We start from the raw sequence: 17730 nt of genomic DNA on the forward strand, positions 1-17730 counted from the left end.
TGCGTTAGGGGAGGGTGCGGGTGACCTTCTCGGCGACAACCCGCCGTTCTTGTCCGGCGGGGTCGGGATTGGCCACCTGCACCAATGAGGCGCCAGCGATGAGCACCGCCAGGAGATTGGCGGTCAGCGTGTCCGGCGTGTCCCAGGAGCCCGAGCTCAGCACCCGATCCTCGGCCGTGATGCTCTGGGCGGCGGCACTTTCCCGTGCGGCGGCGGCGACCTCATCGGCGGTGCGGCCGTTCAAGGCGGGCCCGGCACCTGCGGGTGAGAACCGGTCTCCGTGGACTCGAACCGCCGTCGAATAGTCGGTCAACCCAAGCGGCAGGTGGGGCACCGGGCGCCCGAAAGCGTCGAGCGAGAGCACGCAGACCTCGTCGGCGTCCGGTTCGTCACCGGGCGTGCAGAACGCGACATCGGAGCTGTCCTCACCGTTGAGCACCACTTCGGCACCGGCCCACCAGATTCCGAGGAGCACACCCGCGGTCTGCCAATGGGCGGGCAGCCGCACCGCGACCGTGGACCCTGGTCCCGCACCAAGCTCGTCGCGCAGCATGTTGGCGGTCTTGGCGGCCCAGTTGGCCAGCGTCACCGTCGAGAGCTCGATGCGTTCGCCGGTGGCGTCGTCGTAGTAGGTGATCCGCGGCGCCGGACTGTTCGCGTCGCCCAGCAGCAGAGAGGTGAGGTTCATCAGTTGACGCAGCGCGGCCCGTTGGCCGCGGTGAAGATGGGCGACGGTGGCGGCGGGGGCGCTTCTTCCTCTGTGGTCGAGCCGCTCTCCGCGGATGCCAGCGTGGTATCCCGTCCGGACCCGGGTCCGTGGTAGTCGTTGGACAGCACCACGCGAACGGTGCGCTCGGGCAGGCCCTGTTTCTCGACCACCTGCAACCCCAACGCCTCGGCCACCGCCTTGGCGCCTACGTCGTCCTGCTTGGCGGCCTGGACCTGGCTGCTACCCGCGTGGTCGGCATCATTGTTGCCGATCTTGCCCGCGGTGAATCCCTTGCCCACCAACAGTTCCGACACCGCAGCGGCGAGGCCGTTGATCTCCGTCTCATTGACCACGTCGGCGGTCGTTTGGTCCTTGGAGTAGGTGGCCTGTTCGGTCTTGCCGGCGGCCTGCTGGTCCAGGAGGCCGGACACCCAGCTGCGCACCTGATCGGGATCGACCTTCACGACACTCTGCGTACCGTCCTCTGTCCAACCGTCCTCGCGCAGGATGGGAATGGTCGCGAACGCCACGTTGCCCCCGGACAGCTTCTGCAACTGCTGAATGAAGTCCATGACGTCCCAACCCTCGCTGAGCACCACGGTGCGCGTGATCGCATCGCGAAGCTTGCTCAGGGTCGTTCCGTTGGTCAGCGTTCCGCCGGAGAGCGCCGAATGCGCCAAGGAGGACATCACCACCTGCTGGCGGACCACGCGATCGAGATCACCGCGGGGCAGGTCGTGGCGTTGCCGCACGAAGCTCAAGGCGTTCGGACCATCGAGGGTCTGCGGACCGGCGGGGAAGTCGGCGCCCGACATCGGTTCGTAGACAGCCTCGTTGAGGCACACGTTGACGCCACCCAGCGCGTTGGTCATCAGCACGAACCCGAGCATGCTGACCTCGGCGTAGCGGTCGACGGTGACACCGGTCAGCTTCGCCACGGTCTGGATCAGCGCCGAACGCCCCGCATCTACCGACTCGCGCTCGGCTGCCTCGAGGGTCTCACCGGATTCGACGCGCTTCTGCCGGTCGTTCTCTTTGGCTTCACCGTAGACGCCGTTGATCTTTCCCTTGGTGCCGTCCGGGACGGTGACGTACGAGTCGCGGGGAATGGAGATCGCCGTTGCCGATTTTCCGTTGTTGGGGATGCGGATGAGAATGATCGTGTCCGTGTTGGTGGCCGTCTCGTCGCCGGCGCGCAGCATCGCCAGCTCGTCCTGCGAGAGCGGATTGCCGTGCGCGTCGCTGCGGCTGTCGACGCCCACCATCAGAATGTCGATCGCGCCATCATTGGGTTTCCCGGCGTTGCCGAACAGGCCCGGCAGGTCGAACCGGGCGATGTTCGGATCGATGTTGCCGATCTTTCCCCAGGCGGCTCCGGTGACCACCATGACCGCGACCGCGGCCAGCGTCGCGATGCCCCGCCACAGGGGGCGTGGTGTCTCCGTCTGCGGTGAGCCGCTCGCGCGAAGAGCGTGAGGGTCGGTCACGGTGATCCGTTTCTTTCCGGGCCGGGCGTTCGCCGGGCAACATGTCTCAAGCCTTGTCAAGGCTACGTCGGGGCGGCGCTCATCCCTCGGAAGCGAAGTCGGCGTGCCAGACTCTTGGTGTGCTTGTTATCACCGGAGCGGGCGGTCAGCTGGGCACCCACCTCATTGCTCGCGCCGCACGCCGTAACCTCCCCATCCGGGCTCTGAACTCGACTGACTGGGATATTACCCGCGACAGTGCGCCCGACGGGGTGATTGCTGCGGGGGATACCGTCATCAATTGCGCCGCCTATACCGCCGTGGACGCCGCGGAAACCGATGAGGCCAGGGCGCACGCGGTTAACGCGACGGGGGCCGAGAGGGTGGCCCAGGCATGTCGTGAGGTTGGCGCCAGATTGATCCATATCTCTACCGACTACGTGTTCAGCGGTGAGTTCGGTGTTGCCAGCCCACGGCCCTACCGTCCCGGTGACGCCACGGGTCCGACCGGTGTGTACGCGCGCACCAAGCTCGCAGGCGAACAGGCCGTTCACGCTGTCCTGCCGACAGCTCAGGTGGTGCGCACCGCGTGGGTCTACACCGGAATCACCGGCGATTTCGTCGGTGTCATGAGGCGACTGGCGGCCGGGGACGGGCCAGTGCGCGTGGTGACCGACCAGACCGGGTCCCCGACGTATGCGGCAGACCTCGCCGAGGGGCTGTTGGACTTGGCGGCCTCCGGCGTCGAGGCTCCGATCCTGCATGCGGCCGGCGGCGGTGTGGTGAACCGGTTCGACTGGGCGAAGGCCGTGTTCGAGCTGGTCGGGGCGGATGCCTCGCGAGTGCAGCCCTGCCTGTCCGTCGATTTTCCAAGTGCCGCGCCCAGGCCGGTGTACACGGCGCTGGACAGCGATCATTGGGCCGGCACGGGCCTGGCGCCGCTGCGCCCATGGCGGGACGCGTTGGCTGAGGCGCTGGCCACAAACTAGGAGTAGGTACCCTCAAGCACCGTGCCTGATCCCCTTCGCCCGAGTGGCTCGTCGGTTTCCCCCGAGCAGCTCGCCGTGGTGACGGTGACGTACTCGCCCGGCGAGCACCTCGACCGCTTCCTGCGCACGCTGCGCCACGCCACCGATCGCCCCGTGCGGGTGATCATGGCCGACAACGGCTCCACCGACGGAGTGCCCGAAGGCGCTGCCGAGGAGCCCGACGTGGAGCTGCTCCGCACCGGGGGCAATGTCGGCTATGGGAAGGCCGCCAATCTGGGGGTGGGGCAGGTCGATCCCGGCGCCGAGTGGATTGTGATCGCGAACCCCGATGTGCAGTGGGGCCCGGGAAGCATCGACGCGCTGCTCGAGGTTGCGCAGCGATGGCCCGCGGCGGGCGCACTGGGTCCGCTGATTCGTGAGCCAGACGGCTCGGTGTATCCCTCGGCACGAGTGGTCCCGACCCTCACGGGGGGCGCGCTTCACGCGTTGTTGGGATCGGTATGGCCCACCAACCCCTGGACCGCGGCATACCGCCAGGACCGGATGGAACCGTCCGAGCGCGTCGTCGGCTGGCTATCGGGGTCGTGCCTGTTGCTTCGGCGCAAGGCCTTCGACGCCATCGGCGGATTCGACACGCGCTACTTCATGTACATGGAGGATGTCGATCTCGGGGACCGGCTCGCGCGCGCGGGCTGGCAGAACGTATACGCGCCCAGTGCCGAGGTGGTGCATGCGAAGGGGCACGCGGCCGGACGTGACCCCGCACGCAGCCTCACCGCTCATCACGACAGCGTCTACATTTATCAATCCGACCGGCACCCACACTGGTGGCAGGCGCCGTTGCGCTGGAGCATTCGGAGCGCGCTGGCGGCTCGATCCGCGATCGTGGTGCGCGCGGCGGTCCGCGCCAATCGGCGCCGGGACAAGCAAGGAGATGCGAATGCCTGACAGTGTTGTATCTGGCAGTGTTGAATCGGGGACCGTGAAAGCCGATGCCGTCATCTTGGTGGGAGGGCAGGGCACCCGGCTGCGCCCACTGACCCTCTCGGCGCCCAAGCCGATGCTGCCGATCGCAGGCTTCCCATTCCTGACACATGTGTTGTCGCGGGTGGCGGCGGCCGGGATCGATCACGTGGTGCTCGGGACGTCCTACAAGGCCGAGGTCTTCGAGTCGGAATTCGGTGACGGATCCAAGCTGGGCCTGTCGATCACATATGTCACAGAGACAGAGCCGCTGGGCACTGGCGGGGCCATCCGGAATGTGCTGGAGCATCTGCGCCACGACACCGCCCTCGTCTTCAACGGCGATGTGCTGTCCGGTCTGGATCTGAAAGATCTTCTCGCGCACCATGAGAAGACTCAGGCCGACTTGACATTGCACCTGGTGCGCGTCGGTGACCCGCGCGCGTTTGGTTGTGTGCCAACCGATTCTGATGGTCGTGTCACCGCGTTTCTGGAGAAGACCGAAGATCCGCCCACCGATCAAATCAACGCCGGATGCTACGTGTTCCGGCGTGAGCTAATCGAACAGATTCCCTCTGGTCGGCCGGTCTCGGTTGAGCGAGAGGTCTTTCCGGGACTGCTGAGCGGTGGTGCCAAGGTGTGCGGATTTGTGGACACCAGCTATTGGCGCGATATGGGAACTCCCGAGGATTTCGTGCGCGGCTCGGCCGACCTGGTCCGCGGCATCGCGCCGTCACCGGCGATTCCCGAACATCCGGGTGAGGCGCTGGTGCACGATGGCGCGTCGGTGGCACCGGGCGCGGTGGTGATCGGTGGCACCGTGGTGGGCCGGGGAGCCGAAATCGGCCCGGGGGCAAGGCTTGACGGTGCGGTGATCTTCGACGGTGCGCGCATCGAAGCGGGCGCCGTGGTGGAACGTTCCATCATCGGGTTTGGCGCCCGCATCGGTCCGCGCGCACTGGTGCGCGACGGCGTGATCGGTGACGGTGCCGACATCGGCGCGCGGTGCGAGCTGCTGCGCGGCGCCCGGGTGTGGCCCGGAATCACCATTCCCGACGGCGGCATCAGGTACTCCTCGGACGTCTAAGCGCCCGGCCGCAGGTCGGCGTCGGATGGTGCGTATTCGGCCGAGGATCCGAATATGCCTGAGGGGTTGGCGTTCTCGATGATCGTTGACGCTTTCGTGCTTGACAGCGGATTCTCCAGCGAGTCATGGGTGCCGAAGAACGGCAACAGTATCGGTGTGGTCGCTCCAGCGGCCTGCACCATCGTGAAGATCCGTAATACGGGGTGATCGGAAACCAGTTCCTCGATGACACCACGGGATGCGAACTGGGTTTCGGTACACAACGCCTTACCGCCCAAGAAATCGTGGACGACGGTTGATTCGCGCAGGAACCCGATGACGTCCTGGCCGAGTGCCACCTGAGGGGAGTAGCAGGTGCGTGTTTCCTTCACCGATCGGTGGGTGACCGCGATCATGGTGACCTTCATGACCGCCAACCGGACGGTCCGCGAATCGATGTCGATGATGGAGGTGCCCTGGCTCGTCGATCCGGGAGCCAGGAACGCCCCGCCGGACGAGCCGGCCGCACCGGCATAGATCAGGTGTGCGTCGGCGGGCATCGCCGGAGTCTCGCGGTAGTCGCCGAACTGACTCCCGAGTGCATTCAGGTGCGCGGCTACGGTCTCCGGCGTAGGGGGCTCCGTGGGTGTGCCTTTCGGATACACGACGACGCGGGTCAGGCTGGCGGGCAGGTCGACGCGGAACGATCCACGGTTGTGCAGCGTGGTTTTCGCCAGGACGTGGATGATGGGGCCGGTCGAGCCGACCGGCGACAATTCGGTCTGCACGTCGATCAGGGGAAGTGAACTGTGTGGCACGTATTCGTTCTGAATCCAGAACTGCACCAACCCAATCAGGGGAAAGAGTGCGACGATGGCAATGCCGGTTCTGGTGAGGGCGCCCACCGCGTACCGGCTTAGATACAACACCCAGCACAAGGCAATAGCGCCCAGCGCCAACGCGATTCCCGTGATGCCCCAGATCTGGCTGGCCGGACTGCGCAGGTCGAGCAGCCACACATAGGTGGCAAGGCACACCACGAAGACCTGGCTGACGAGTGTGGTGAGCACTGAGCTGTGCCTGTACTTGAGCATTGCCCCGATCGCCAGTGCGCAGGTAATGCCGATGGCGAGGAGCAGTGCCGTCCCCAGTAGGTCCCACGCGTTCTGGGTCAGCGTGGCGTTCCAGATGGCCAGCCACATGACGATCGCGCCGTCGGCGGCCACGCAGAGCACCAGGAGCGCGCGGATTGGCGGTCGCAGGTTGCCGAGCGTGAACGTCTGTTGTGGCTCGACCTCGCCGGGGGATCGCCCCGGATTGTCTTTCGCTATCTTCGCGGTGGCGCCAAAGGGCGTCTCAATCTTGATTTCCATGCGTGCACCTCACCAAATAACCGCTGATGAGGGCACGATACGACCGTCGATGTCGCGAGACGCGCGTAATGCACTACCTGACTTCGCGGAGCTTGGGTCGCGCGCTCAGCGCAGACGTGCCCGCGCCCGTTGGGCCAATACGACGACCGAGTGGTCTTCATCCGGAATCTGATCGATGGGCCACCAGCGCAGGTCGAGTGATTCGTCGCTGACGGTGATCTGAGCGCCTTCGGGTGCGTGAGCCAAGAACTGCAGGTCGAGATGGCGCGTCGGCACACCCAGCGAGCACGTGATCGGATGTACGTGTATTCCAAGAAGATTCGATGTCAGAGTCAGATTCGCGATCCCGGACTCCTCGGTGGCCTCGCGCAGGGCGGCGTCCCGGATCGTGGAGTCTTCCTCCTCGCAGTGGCCGCCCAGCTGCAGCCACTTACCGACGCGAGGATGCAGGGTCAGTAGCGCCTGCGATCCGTCGTGATTGACCACCAGCGCCGAGGCGGTGATATGGCCGGCGGCACTGCGGCGGCGGCAGGCGTCCGGGTTGGCGTCGAGGAATGCCAGCACCGAATGCCGGAGGCTGTCCTGCTCCGCATCGGGCGCCTCCCACAAGGAGAGCAGCTCGACGGCAGACTCGCGCAGTCCGGTCACAGCTCCACCAGCATCTGGCCGGCCGGCAGGGGAGTGCGTGGTGTCAATCCCTCGTCGGGGTAACCGTGGGGATACCCAATGGCGATGGCGCCCATCGGTTCCCATGAGGTGTCCAAGACGAGCTGCCTGCGTACCACGTCTGCCGCGAAGATGGTGGAGCCGATCCAGCAGCTCCCCACGCCCCGCGCGGCCAATGCCACGAGGAGTGCCTGCACCGCGGCACCGACCGCGACAGTGAACATGGTGCGTTCCGCCGCATTCCGGCGCTCGTCGGGATAGTCATGTGCGCCGTCGGGTACTAGGAATGGAATCACGACCTCGGGCGCGTCATAGAGGATCTGTCCGCGTGCTACCCGCTTCTCCACGGACTCGGGGGTGCGACCGTCCCCGCTGAGGTCGACGGCCCACGCCTCCTTCATGGCGTCCAGCAGTGCACGTCGTCTCGTCAGATCCCGCACCCACACGAATCGCACCGGGTGGGTGTGATGCGGCGCGGGCGCAGTCAGCGCCTCGCCGATGGCCTCGCGTAGCAGGTCGGGATCGACTGCGATGTCGGCGAATTGCCGGATGGAGCGGCGCACCAGCACCGCATCGCGGCGCCCCTGCTCCAAGGCCTCCGCGGTGCCGAGCCAGAACAGGTCGTCCGGGCCCGAGCGCTGGAGATCGCGGGCTGCGCTGCCGTCATCGGACACCGCCAGGCCGCGCACCACCGCGACGGGCACGTCGGTGAGCTTGCCCTTGACAAGGTCGGCGGCAGCGGCGATCTCATCGACGATGGCCACCTCGGTCACCTGAAGTTCGTTACCGTGCTTATCTTTTGCACCGGCGTAGCCGTAGAGGACGGAGATGCCGGAAGATCCGATGGCCGCATCGGTCTGGCCGTTGCGCCAGGCCCGGCCCATGGTGTCGGTGATCACCACCGCTACGTTCACGCCCAGCTGGCGCGACAGTGCGGCCCGCACCGCGGTCGCGCTGGCATCGGGGTCAACGGGAAGCAGCACGAGTTCGGCAGTATCCACATTGGATGCGTCGATTCCGGCCGCGGCCTGCACGATGCCAATGGTGTTCTCGGTGATCAGCGTCTTGCCCTTGCGGGCCAGCACGCGGACCGATTCGGAGTCGATCAATTTGCGCCGTAAGGCGTCTCGAGCCTCGGGGTCGGTGGGCGCGGCGACGATTCGGCCCTCGGCCTTCGAGATGATCTTGCTGGTGATCACGATCACATCGCCGTCGCGGACCCACGGCGCTGACTCGGCGATGGCCCCGGCGATGTCGTCACCAGGGCGGAACTCGGGCAGGCCCGGAACGGGTAAGATCTCTACCGGAGCCGCTGAACCATGTTCCGGTGCAGGGGAATCCGCAGCTAAGGTCATAGGGTAACTCCGGCCAGGTCAAGTCCCGCACGCACCATTGCCGCCGTCGCGTCCGGGTCGGTCATGAGCAGCGGAACTGACCGTACCTGAACTCCCGCAATGTGAGCCGCGTCACCCTCGCCGACCAGCCAGCCATCCAGGATGCCGGTCTGTGAACGGGCGCCGAAGTGTTCCCCGACACCTTGCGAGCTCACCTCGACACCGATCACGCGCAAACATTCATCGGCCATTCCGCGGAGCGGCTTGCCCGACACGATCGGCGAGTATCCGATGACCGGAGCGGGGGTTGTGCGGAGCGCTCCGCGAACTCCACCGACCGCCAGTACCGCCCCGATGCTCACCACCGGATTGGACGGAGCCAGCAAGACGACATCGGCCTCGCCAATGGCCTCGGCAACACCCGGCCCGGCCTTTGCTTCGTCCGCGCCGACGAACGCGAAGCTGTGCGTGTGAACCTGCGCGCGGTGTTGTACCCACCACTGTTGAAAGTGGATGGCACGCTGCTGTCCGTCGGCGGGGTCGGTGATCACCACGTGGGTCTCGCAGCGGTCATCGCTGGCGGGTAACAGCCGGACTCCGGGCTGCCATCGATTGCATAACGCTTCGGTGACCGCTGATAGCGGGTAACCGGCTCGCAGCATTTGACTGCGTATCAGGTGAGTGGCCAGGTCCCTGTCGCCGAGTGAGAACCAGTCGGGCTGGGCGCCGTAGGCCGCCAGCTCCTCCATGGCGTTCCAGGTCTCGCCGCGGTGTCCCCAGCCTCGCTCGGGGTCGACGCCTCCGCCCAGGGTGTACATGCAGGTGTCCAGGTCAGGGCAGATCCTGACGCCATGCATCCAGGCGTCGTCGCCAATGTTCACGATGGCGCTTATCTGATGCTTGCTGGAGTCTGATCCGAGCAAGCGCTGGACGCCGAGCAGGAAGCGTGCTCCGCCGACGCCGCCGACGAGGACGGTGAGTTTCACGCTGACCCAGACTAGTGCGCCGGCAATGATGCGACACGCCACGAGGGCGCCACGCCGATTTTGTCGGTCGCAGATGGTATGAATTTTCGTCCTTCGCTTGACCCCGGCAGCGAACACGTGTGTAATCACACCAGTGTCATTCCTCGGGCTGAGTTTGGAAGTTACAGGCGCAGACCGAGATTCGATCAGATGTTCGAATGGAAATGGCCGAGAAAACAACGATGTGGCACGAAACCGGGCATTACGAGCTGTATTGGGATGCAAGAGGAACAGTGAGGAGGCGGGACGATGCTGTTTGGGCGCAATGAATTTGGCGTACACGACGAGCTGAGTTCCGGCGTTGGCACGGGTGCGACGGGCTTGCCGCCCGCACGTCCGCATCTGACGTTGGTGCAGAACGATTTTGATGCGTTGATCGGTGTAGCTGACGATCAGTGGCAAGAGAAGGCACTGTGCGCACAGACCGATCCCGAGGCGTTCTTCCCTGAGAAGGGCGGGTCGACTCGCGAGGCCAAGCGCATCTGCCAGGGCTGCGAGGTCAAGGACGAGTGCCTTGAGTCCGCGCTGGCCAATGACGAGCGGTTCGGCATCTGGGGTGGGCTGTCCGAGCGTGAGCGCCGCCGCCTGAAGCGGGGCATCATCTAACTCCGGGTTCTGTGCTCGACCAGGGCGGGTTAATCGCCCTCGTCGGTGATGGATGGGTCGATCACCGACGGCTCCACCCCCAGGTGGGTGGCAACCTGCGCGACCAGTAGATCGTGCAGGAGATCCGACAAATCTCCAGATTTCTTCGCGCGTAATTCGATCGGCTTGCGGAACAGGACAATTCGCGCCCGGGTGGTGTTACCCCGGGTGTCCACGCCAGCAGGAATCAGCCTTGCCAGCGGGATCGGTCCGTCCGCGATGACCTCCGGCGGCCACTGCACAGACTCGGGATCCTTGGGCTGGATGCGGGGAATCTCATCGACCGCGACATCCAGCCCCTCCAATCGTGACTGCCACGCCCGTTCGATCGGCTCGTAGGCCTCCAGGACCGCCATATCGAAACGCTCGGCCCGTGAGCGCCAGCCGGGAACGGTTGGCGGTAGGAGGGGGCCGCGGAAATCGCGTCCCCTTCGAGAGCCCTGCGAGCTCGACCCGCTAGCCGAGCCGCCGCGCCGTCCGTCACGTGACATACGAGAAATGGTAACGGTGTGGCTGCTGTGGCTGGCGAATCGCAACGAGCCGGTCACCCCGGGGTCTCTGCCCGATCACCGGAGGGTCTCGGTCGGTTCACAGCGCGTGTCTGCGGGTCGGAACGTGTTTGCGCACGCTAGCCTCAACGTTTGTGAGAGCCCCCCGTCGTTGCTGTCGGCCCGGGTGCCCGAGTCCCGCCGTGGCGACGTTGACGTTCGTCTACGCGGATTCGACGGCCGTGGTCGGGCCGCTGGCCACGTCCAGCGAGCCGCATTCGTGGGATCTGTGCGCGCAGCACGCGAGCCGGATCACCGCGCCCCGTGGGTGGGAGCTCGTCCGGTACAACGGCCCCTTGCCGTCGAATCCCGAGGATGACGACCTGGTCGCCCTGGCCGACGCGGTGCGGGAACCTGCCGGTGTCCGGGTGGCCGCTGCTGGATTCAGCGAGCCGGCACTCGATATGGGATCGCCCGCCACCTCCGCTGCCCCCAGGCCCGTGCATCCGGCTCCGGTCGGGCGGCGCCGTGGGCACCTGCGCGTTCTGCCTGATCCAGCCGAGTAACTCTGATCAGGTAGTTTCGGCTCGGCCCGATGACATTCTGTAGCCTCTCGCCGGACGTTCACGTTGGATACTCGCCGACCACTAGGCTGGCCAGCGACACCTAACGTCCCCCTCTCTCGATAGATCAATAGGAGCACTCTCGTCATGGCCCGGTCCGCCGACGCTGTCCACGCAGTCATCAAGGCGTACGACGTCCGTGGTCTCCTGGGCGAGCAGATCGACGAGTCTTTTGTCTTCGACGTGGGTTCCTCGTTCGCGCGGCTGGTCAAGGCCGAGGGGGCGGACGCCGGTACACCGCTGCGGATCGTGGTCGGTCGCGATATGCGGGACTCGTCGCCCGGTCTGGCGCAGGCGTTCACCGAGGGTGTTACCGCACAGGGTGTCGACGTCGTGCTGATCGGGCTGGCATCCACCGACCAGCTGTATTTCGCTTCGGGGTTGTTGGACTGCCCGGGGGCCATGTTCACCGCCAGTCACAATCCGGCCGCCTACAACGGAATCAAGCTATGCCGCGCGGGTGCCAAGCCCGTGGGCAAGGACACCGGCCTGTCCATCATCAGTGATGAGCTGATCAACGGTGTGCCGGTGCATGACGGTCCAGTGGGCAGCGTCTCCGAGCGCGATGTCCTCGCCGAGTACGGCGATTTCCTGCGGTCACTGGTTCAGTTGAGCGGAACGCGCCCGCTCCGGGTGGCAGTGGATGCCGGAAACGGGATGGCAGGGCATACGACCCCGGCGGTGTTGGGTCCTATTGCGTCGATCGCGCTCGCGCCGTTGTACTTCGAGTTGGACGGTAATTTTCCCAACCACGAAGCCAATCCGCTCGATCCCGAGAACCTGCGTGATCTACAAGCCTTCGTCCTTTCCGAAGGGGCCGACATCGGGCTGGCCTTCGATGGCGACGCCGATCGGTGCTTTGTGGTCGATGAGCGCGGGCGGGCCGTATCTCCCTCTGCGGTAACTGCTTTGGTAGCGCGCCGAGAGCTGGAGCGGGAAATCGGTGGCACCGTCATCCATAACCTGATCACCTCGCGTGCCGTCCCCGAGCTCGTCGTCGAGCACGGGGGAACACCAGTGCGGTCCCGGGTGGGCCACTCGTTTATCAAGGCGTTGATGGCCGAGACGGGGGCGATCTTCGGCGGTGAGCACTCCGCGCACTACTACTTCCGCGACTTCTGGGGAGCCGACTCCGGCATGCTGGCGGCGCTGCACGTGCTGGCGGCTCTGGGTGAGCAGGACCGGCCGCTGTCGGATCTCATGTCCGACTACGAGCGGTACGCGTCCTCCGGCGAGATCAACTTCCGCGTTTCGAATGCCAAGGCATGTATCGATGAGGTGCTGAAGTCATTTGGCACACAAATAGTTTCGATCGACCACCTCGATGGTGTCACCGTCGACATCGGCACCGGGACGTGGTTCAACCTGCGTACCTCGAATACCGAGCCGCTGCTGCGTCTCAATGTGGAGGCGCGCACCGACGAAGATGTCGCGGCCGTGGTCGCACGCGTCACCGAGTTGGTTGACCGCACCGAGGCCGCGACCTGATGAACGTCACCATCGATCTGGACGACGCCGAAGCGCTGTTGGCGGCGGATCGCGATGGCTCGCTACAGGCCGCGTCGATGGCCGGCTCTCAGGTGCGTGCGGTCGGCACGGCTATCGCCGAGGGCGCCCTGGAGCCTCTTCAATCCGAAGACCGGTCGCGCGCGGTTGTCTGGGTCGCGGGTCGCGGCACCGCCGCGACGGCGGGAGCGGTTCTGGCTGGGGCGCTGTCGGACACGGTGAGCCTTCCGTTCGTGACTGCCACTCGGGCCCCGGTATGGGTGGGCCCGCTCGATGTCATGGTGGTCGCTGGCGACGATGCCGGTGACCCGGTACTCAGCGCTGCGGTGTCGGTGGGCACGCGCCGTGGTGCCCGGGTAGTCATCGCCGCCCCCGATGAGGGCCCTTTGGCATATTCCGGTGCCGGGCGGGCGATTTCGCTGGCGCCCCGGTTACGGGTCCCGGACACTTTCAGCCTTGCCCACAATCTTGCCGTCGGCGCGGCCGTGCTGGGAGCGCTCGATAAGGCCATCGCGCCTGACGTCATGACCATCGCCGACGAGGTGGATGGTGAGGTATCCCGGAACACTGTGGGCCGCGAGATCTTCACCAACGCCGCCAAGGTGATTGCCACGCGCTTGACCGCTGGTCCGGTGGTGTTCTGCGGAGATCGTTCGGTGACCGTGGCGCTCGCTCAACACGCCGCGGCGACGCTGCTGAGGCTGACGCAGCGCACCGCGACCGCGTGCGGTCTTCCGCAGGCGTTGGCCGCGATGCGGGACACGTTGTCGGGTAGGAGCTCTGGTGAGAGCTCGCTGTTTCATGATGAGTTCATCGATGGTCCTCGCAGTGGTGGTCGACCGCGGATCCTTGCCCTGGCGACCGATAGTGACTTCCAATCGGTCGCCTCGAGGATCGACGGTATCGACGAGACCGAGCTGGTGAGCACCACCGACCTGGGCGACGTGGGGGCACGGCCGTCGGAGCTCGCGCAGTTGATGATGCTCGCGACGCGGCTCGAAATGGCCTCGGTGTACGCCCGGCTTGGCGGGGGGAGATCCGGGCTGTGAATCTGCTCAGGGGGGCGATCAGGACGTACGCCTGGGGTTCGCGGACGGCGATCGCCGAGTTCACCGGACGCCCCACGCCTACGCCGCATCCGGAAGCCGAGCTGTGGCTGGGTGCGCACCCAGCCGATCCCGCCTACCTGGAAACCGGCAGTGGCGCACAGTCATTGCTTGATGTGGTGGCGGCGGACCCGGCCGGTCAGTTGGGGCCGGCATCGGTGGCGGAGTTCGGTGATCAGCTGCCATTCCTGCTCAAGGTGCTGGCGGCCGACGAGCCGCTGTCGTTGCAGGCTCACCCCAGCGCGCAGCAGGCGGCCGACGGGTACGCCCGCGAAGAGGCAGCGGGGATGCCCCTCAACTCTCCGGTGCGCAATTATCGCGATCGCAATCACAAGCCGGAACTGGTTGTGGCGCTGGACCGTTTCGAGGCGCTGGCTGGCTTCCGCGATCCCGGAGATACCGTCGAACTCTTTCGCGCTTTGAATGTCGATGCGCTGACACCGTATGTGAATCTGCTCGCCGGTCAATCTGATGCCGACGGGCTGCGCGCCCTGTTCACCACCTGGATAACCCTGCCGCAGCCGAGCCTGGATGTGCTGGTGCCGGCGGTGCTCGACGGCGCGGTGCGCTACTTGTCCTCCGGGCATGAGCGTTTCGTCGGCGAGGCGCGCACCCTCTTGGAGTTGGGCGAGCGGTATCCCGCCGATGCGGGAGTGCTCGCCTCGCTGTTGTTGAACCGGCTCACCCTGGAACCGGGGGAGGGGATCTACCTGCCTGCCGGAAACCTGCATGCGTACCTGCGCGGCCTGGCGGTCGAGATCATGGCCAACTCCGATAACGTGCTGCGGGGCGGGCTTACCCCCAAGCACGTTGACGTACCCGAATTGCTTCGGGTGCTGGATTTTTCACCTGCCGCCGAGAAACATCTGCACGTCGAGACGGTGACCGACGGCGCCCAGACCCGGTATCTCACGCCCGCCAAGGAATTCGCGCTGTCGCGTTTCGATCTGGTGGATGGCGAACGCATACCGGTAGGGATCAAAGGGCCACGGATACTGCTGTGCACTCGGGGCAGCGTGCGGTTGGACGGTTCGGGGCCGGACCTCGCGGTGCATGCGGGCCAGTCGGTATGGGTGCCGGCCGACGGTGGAAATGTCACGCTGGTCGGGCAGTCCGATGCGCGCGTGTTCATGGCAACAGTCGACGTGGACGCATAGCGAGTCACCGGGCAAGGCGCGAAGGGAACAGAAGGAGAGTCGATGTCGGCAGGCGGCAGTAAGAAGGCGATCATCGCGGCGCTGGCAGCCAATGCGGGGATTGCGGCGGCCAAGTTCGTCGGCTTCCTGATCACCGGGAGTTCGTCGATGCTTGCCGAGTCCGTGCACTCGGTGGCGGACACCTCCAACCAGGGTCTGCTGCTCTACGGGCAGCGCGCGGCGAGTAAGGAAGCAGATCGTCTGCACCCGTTCGGATATGGGCGCAGCCGATTCTTCTACTCCTTTGTGGTCGCGCTGGTGCTGTTCACGCTCGGTTCGGTCTTCGCCCTGTACGAGGGCTATCACAAGATCCATGCGCCTGAGCATCTTCAGTCGCCCATCGTCGCGGTCGTGATTCTGGTGTTGGCGATAGGGCTGGAGGGCTACAGCTTCCGCACGGCGTTCGTGGAGTCCAAGCCGCTGAAGGGCAAGGCCAGCTGGTGGCAGTTCATCCGCAACTCACGCAACCCCGAGCTTCCCGTCGTACTGCTCGAAGACACCGGCGCCCTGCTGGGGCTGGCCTTTGCGCTGTTTGGCGTTGGCATGACGATCCTGACCGGCGACCCGGTGTGGGACGGGATCGGAACCATGGCGATCGGTGTGCTGCTGGGCATCATCGCGATTGTTCTGATGGTCGAGATGAAGAGCCTTCTGATCGGTGAGGGTGCGACCGTGGCGCAGGAGCAGGCGATCCTGGACGCGCTGACCGGAACCGATCACGTTGAGCGGGTAATTCATTGCCGTACGCAGTATCTGGGCCCGGAGGAGCTTCTGGTTGCGGCCAAGATCGCGATCGCACCTAACGCGGATCTGCCGCTGGTCGCTGCCACGATTGACGCCGCCGAACGGCGGGTGCGCGAGGCGATACCGATCGCGCAGGTGATCTACCTCGAGCCTGATCTGGATCGTTCGACCGTCAATTCCTAGTTAGCCGGTGTGATCAACCATCGTGAGCATGGGGCTTGTGCGAGACTGCCGTAATGCCAGGTAGTGGATTGTGGCGAACGAAGTCTGTTGAACAGTCGATCGCAGACACGGACGAGCCGGAAACAAAGCTCCGTAGGGACCTAACGTGGTGGGACCTCACCGTTTTCGGGGTCTCGGTGGTCATCGGAGCCGGTATCTTCACCGTCACCGCATCGACTGCGGCCAATGTCACCGGTCCGGCGATCTCACTCTCGTTCATCATGGCCGCGATCGGGTGCGGTCTGGCCGCCATGTGTTACGCCGAGTTCGCATCGACCATTCCGGTTGCCGGCAGCGCCTATACGTTCTCCTATGCGACGTTCGGTGAGTTCGCCGCCTGGATTCTCGGCTGGGACCTCATTCTCGAGTTTTCGGTGGGCGCGGCCACCGTCGCCAAAGGCTGGTCGAGCTATCTGAGTACGGTGTTTGGGTTCTCCAGTGGCGCAGTGCATCTCGGAGCGCTCAAGATCGACTGGGGGGCATTTCTCATTGTCTCGGTGTTGACGGTGCTGCTCGCTGTCGGCACCAAGCTGTCCTCACGGGTGTCTCTCGTCATCACCACCGTCAAGGTTCTGGTGGTGCTGCTGGTGATCATCGTCGGTGCCTTCTTCATCAAGGCGTCCAACTACACACCGTTCGTCCCGCCGGCGGAGGCGGGGAGCTCCAGCAGGACCGGACTGGATCAGTCCCTGTTCTCGTTCATCGCCGGCGGTTCCGGAAGCCAGTACGGCTGGTTCGGGGTGCTGGCGGGCGCATCGATCGTGTTCTTCGCGTTCATCGGCTTCGATGTCGTCGCCACGACAGCGGAGGAAACACGGAACCCGCAGAAGGATGTGCCGCGCGGCATCATCGCCTCGCTCGTCATCGTCACCGTCCTGTACGTCGCGGTCACGGTCGTGCTGTCCGGGATGGTCAAGTACAGCGATCTGCGGGCGGCCGATTCGCATCCGAACCTGTCCACGGCATTTCACCTCAACGGTGTCGACTGGGCAGCGAAGGTCATCGCGATCGGTGCGCTGGCCGGGCTGACCACGGTGGTCATGGTGCTGATGCTCGGACAGATCCGGGTCATCTTCGCGATGTGTCGCGATGGACTGCTGCCGCGCGAGCTCGCGCGGACCGGATCGCACGGTACGCCGATACGCATCACCCTGATCGTGGGCTTTCTCGTCGCGATAGCGGCGTCCCTCACCCCGATCGAGGGCCTGGAGGAGATCGTCAACGTCGGCACGCTGTTCGCCTTTGTGCTGGTGTCGGCCGGTGTCGTCGTGTTGCGGCGATCCCGTCCCGATCTGCCCCGCAGCTTCCGCACGCCGGGGGTGCCGTGGCTCCCCGTCGTCGCGATCCTGGCGTGCGGGTGGTTGATGCTCAACCTTGCCGTGCGTACCTGGATGTTCGCGTTGGCCTGGATGGCCATCGGCGTGGTCGTCTACTTCGCCTACAGTCGCCGGCACTCGGTGCTCGGGCTTCGCGTGGCCGTCGAGCAGTAACTCACCTCCTTCTTCGCGGGTCCCTTCTGGGTGACGCGCACCACCAGGCGCTTTACAAAACATACTCATTTGTCTAGACAAGCGACGAATCATGTCCTATCGTCAAATCCGTTCGGTGA

17 protein-coding genes are annotated in these 17730 nt (G+C 65.3%); 10 read left to right on the top strand and 7 right to left on the bottom strand.

The annotated features are described in order from the left end of the window. Positions 1-4 precede the first annotated feature (4 nt). Positions 5-691 carry a TIGR03089 family protein gene (locus B4394_RS09510; RefSeq protein ID WP_139360076.1) on the bottom strand — a complete coding sequence of 229 codons (687 nt, stop codon included), beginning with the start codon at positions 689-691 and terminating at the stop codon, positions 5-7. Next, a complete protein-coding gene (locus B4394_RS09515; protein WP_078308698.1) occupies positions 688-2196 on the bottom strand; it encodes an LCP family protein in 1509 nt (502 codons plus the stop codon). The genes B4394_RS09510 and B4394_RS09515 overlap by 4 nt, the downstream gene beginning before the upstream one ends. Before the next feature lie 119 nt (positions 2197-2315). Here B4394_RS09515 and rfbD point away from each other — a divergent pair, with 119 nt between their 5' ends. The 3 genes from rfbD to manB all read left to right on the top strand — a co-directional run bounded on the left by rfbD (position 2316) and on the right by manB (position 5214). Continuing rightward, on the top strand, positions 2316-3164 hold the full coding sequence (rfbD, locus tag B4394_RS09520) for a dTDP-4-dehydrorhamnose reductase (RefSeq protein ID WP_078308699.1): 849 nt from the start codon (positions 2316-2318) through the stop codon (positions 3162-3164). A 75-nt stretch (positions 3165-3239) separates the two neighbouring features. Then, positions 3240-4112, top strand: a complete 873-nt coding sequence (locus B4394_RS09525; protein ID WP_078308700.1) for a glycosyltransferase family 2 protein — start codon at positions 3240-3242, stop codon at positions 4110-4112. Next, entirely contained in the window at positions 4105-5214 is a 1110-nt protein-coding gene (gene manB / locus B4394_RS09530; RefSeq protein WP_078308701.1) for a mannose-1-phosphate guanylyltransferase, read from the top strand. Before B4394_RS09525 ends, manB begins: the two co-directional genes overlap by 8 nt. On the opposite strand, the gene B4394_RS09535 is transcribed toward manB, so the two are convergent. From B4394_RS09535 to cofD, 4 genes are all read right to left on the bottom strand, one after another. Continuing rightward, a complete protein-coding gene (locus B4394_RS09535) occupies positions 5211-6566 on the bottom strand; it encodes a hypothetical protein (RefSeq protein ID WP_078314866.1) in 1356 nt (451 codons plus the stop codon). The two genes, manB and B4394_RS09535, sit on opposite strands and share 4 nt — an antisense overlap. Before the next feature lie 105 nt (positions 6567-6671). Then, a complete protein-coding gene (locus B4394_RS09540) occupies positions 6672-7214 on the bottom strand; it encodes an NUDIX hydrolase (RefSeq protein WP_139360077.1) in 543 nt (180 codons plus the stop codon). Further along, entirely contained in the window at positions 7211-8587 is a 1377-nt protein-coding gene (locus B4394_RS09545; protein ID WP_078314868.1) for a coenzyme F420-0:L-glutamate ligase, read from the bottom strand. Before B4394_RS09545 ends, B4394_RS09540 begins: the two co-directional genes overlap by 4 nt. Further along, entirely contained in the window at positions 8584-9552 is a 969-nt protein-coding gene (gene cofD, locus B4394_RS09550; protein ID WP_078308995.1) for a 2-phospho-L-lactate transferase, read from the bottom strand. Before cofD ends, B4394_RS09545 begins: the two co-directional genes overlap by 4 nt. A 390-nt stretch (positions 9553-9942) precedes the next feature. On the opposite strand from cofD, the gene B4394_RS09555 reads away from it, so the two are divergent. Further along, positions 9943-10197, top strand: coding sequence for a WhiB family transcriptional regulator (locus B4394_RS09555; protein WP_078292359.1), 255 nt, complete (start codon positions 9943-9945; stop codon positions 10195-10197). A gap of 29 nt (positions 10198-10226) precedes the next feature. Here B4394_RS09555 and B4394_RS09560 read toward each other — a convergent pair whose 3' ends face one another. Further along, a complete protein-coding gene (locus B4394_RS09560; RefSeq protein ID WP_078292358.1) occupies positions 10227-10727 on the bottom strand; it encodes a metallopeptidase family protein in 501 nt (166 codons plus the stop codon). Between the two features lie 152 nt (positions 10728-10879). On the opposite strand from B4394_RS09560, the gene B4394_RS09565 reads away from it, so the two are divergent. The 6 genes from B4394_RS09565 (at position 10880) to B4394_RS09590 (ending at position 17611) form a co-directional block, all read left to right on the top strand. Next, complete coding sequence (locus B4394_RS09565; RefSeq protein ID WP_078292357.1) at positions 10880-11290, top strand: DUF3499 domain-containing protein; 411 nt, start codon at positions 10880-10882, stop codon at positions 11288-11290. Positions 11291-11434: 144 nt separating this feature from the next. After that, positions 11435-12835, top strand: coding sequence for a phosphomannomutase/phosphoglucomutase (locus tag B4394_RS09570; RefSeq protein WP_078308705.1), 1401 nt, complete (start codon positions 11435-11437; stop codon positions 12833-12835). Beyond that, entirely contained in the window at positions 12835-13902 is a 1068-nt protein-coding gene (locus B4394_RS09575) for a TobH protein (RefSeq protein ID WP_078308706.1), read from the top strand. The genes B4394_RS09570 and B4394_RS09575 overlap by 1 nt, the downstream gene beginning before the upstream one ends. After that, positions 13899-15116, top strand: a complete 1218-nt coding sequence (gene manA / locus B4394_RS09580; protein ID WP_078308707.1) for a mannose-6-phosphate isomerase, class I — start codon at positions 13899-13901, stop codon at positions 15114-15116. Before B4394_RS09575 ends, manA begins: the two co-directional genes overlap by 4 nt. Before the next feature lie 42 nt (positions 15117-15158). Beyond that, positions 15159-16082, top strand: coding sequence for a cation diffusion facilitator family transporter (locus B4394_RS09585; protein ID WP_078308708.1), 924 nt, complete (start codon positions 15159-15161; stop codon positions 16080-16082). A gap of 53 nt (positions 16083-16135) precedes the next feature. Beyond that, positions 16136-17611 carry an amino acid permease gene (locus B4394_RS09590; protein ID WP_078308709.1) on the top strand — a complete coding sequence of 492 codons (1476 nt, stop codon included), beginning with the start codon at positions 16136-16138 and terminating at the stop codon, positions 17609-17611. The last annotated feature ends 119 nt before the right edge of the window (positions 17612-17730 follow it).

The organism is Mycobacterium sp. D16Q16, from assembly GCF_002013745.1.
In the GTDB taxonomy this organism is placed as follows: domain Bacteria; phylum Actinomycetota; class Actinomycetes; order Mycobacteriales; family Mycobacteriaceae; genus Mycobacterium.

Bases quoted from the DNA above. Each gene is read 5' to 3' on its own strand.
- B4394_RS09590 (WP_078308709.1), top strand. From the start codon at position 16,136: ATGCCAGGTAGTGGATTGTGGCGAACGAAGTCTGTTGAACAGTCGATC.
- B4394_RS09535 (WP_078314866.1), bottom strand. From the start codon at position 6,566: ATGGAAATCAAGATTGAGACGCCCTTTGGCGCCACCGCGAAGATAGCG.
- B4394_RS09545 (WP_078314868.1), bottom strand. From the start codon at position 8,587: ATGACCTTAGCTGCGGATTCCCCTGCACCGGAACATGGTTCAGCGGCT.
- B4394_RS09570 (WP_078308705.1), top strand. From the start codon at position 11,435: ATGGCCCGGTCCGCCGACGCTGTCCACGCAGTCATCAAGGCGTACGAC.
- manB (WP_078308701.1), top strand. From the start codon at position 4,105: ATGCCTGACAGTGTTGTATCTGGCAGTGTTGAATCGGGGACCGTGAAA.
- B4394_RS09585 (WP_078308708.1), top strand. From the start codon at position 15,159: ATGTCGGCAGGCGGCAGTAAGAAGGCGATCATCGCGGCGCTGGCAGCC.
- B4394_RS09560 (WP_078292358.1), bottom strand. From the start codon at position 10,727: ATGTCACGTGACGGACGGCGCGGCGGCTCGGCTAGCGGGTCGAGCTCG.
- B4394_RS09575 (WP_078308706.1), top strand. From the start codon at position 12,835: ATGAACGTCACCATCGATCTGGACGACGCCGAAGCGCTGTTGGCGGCG.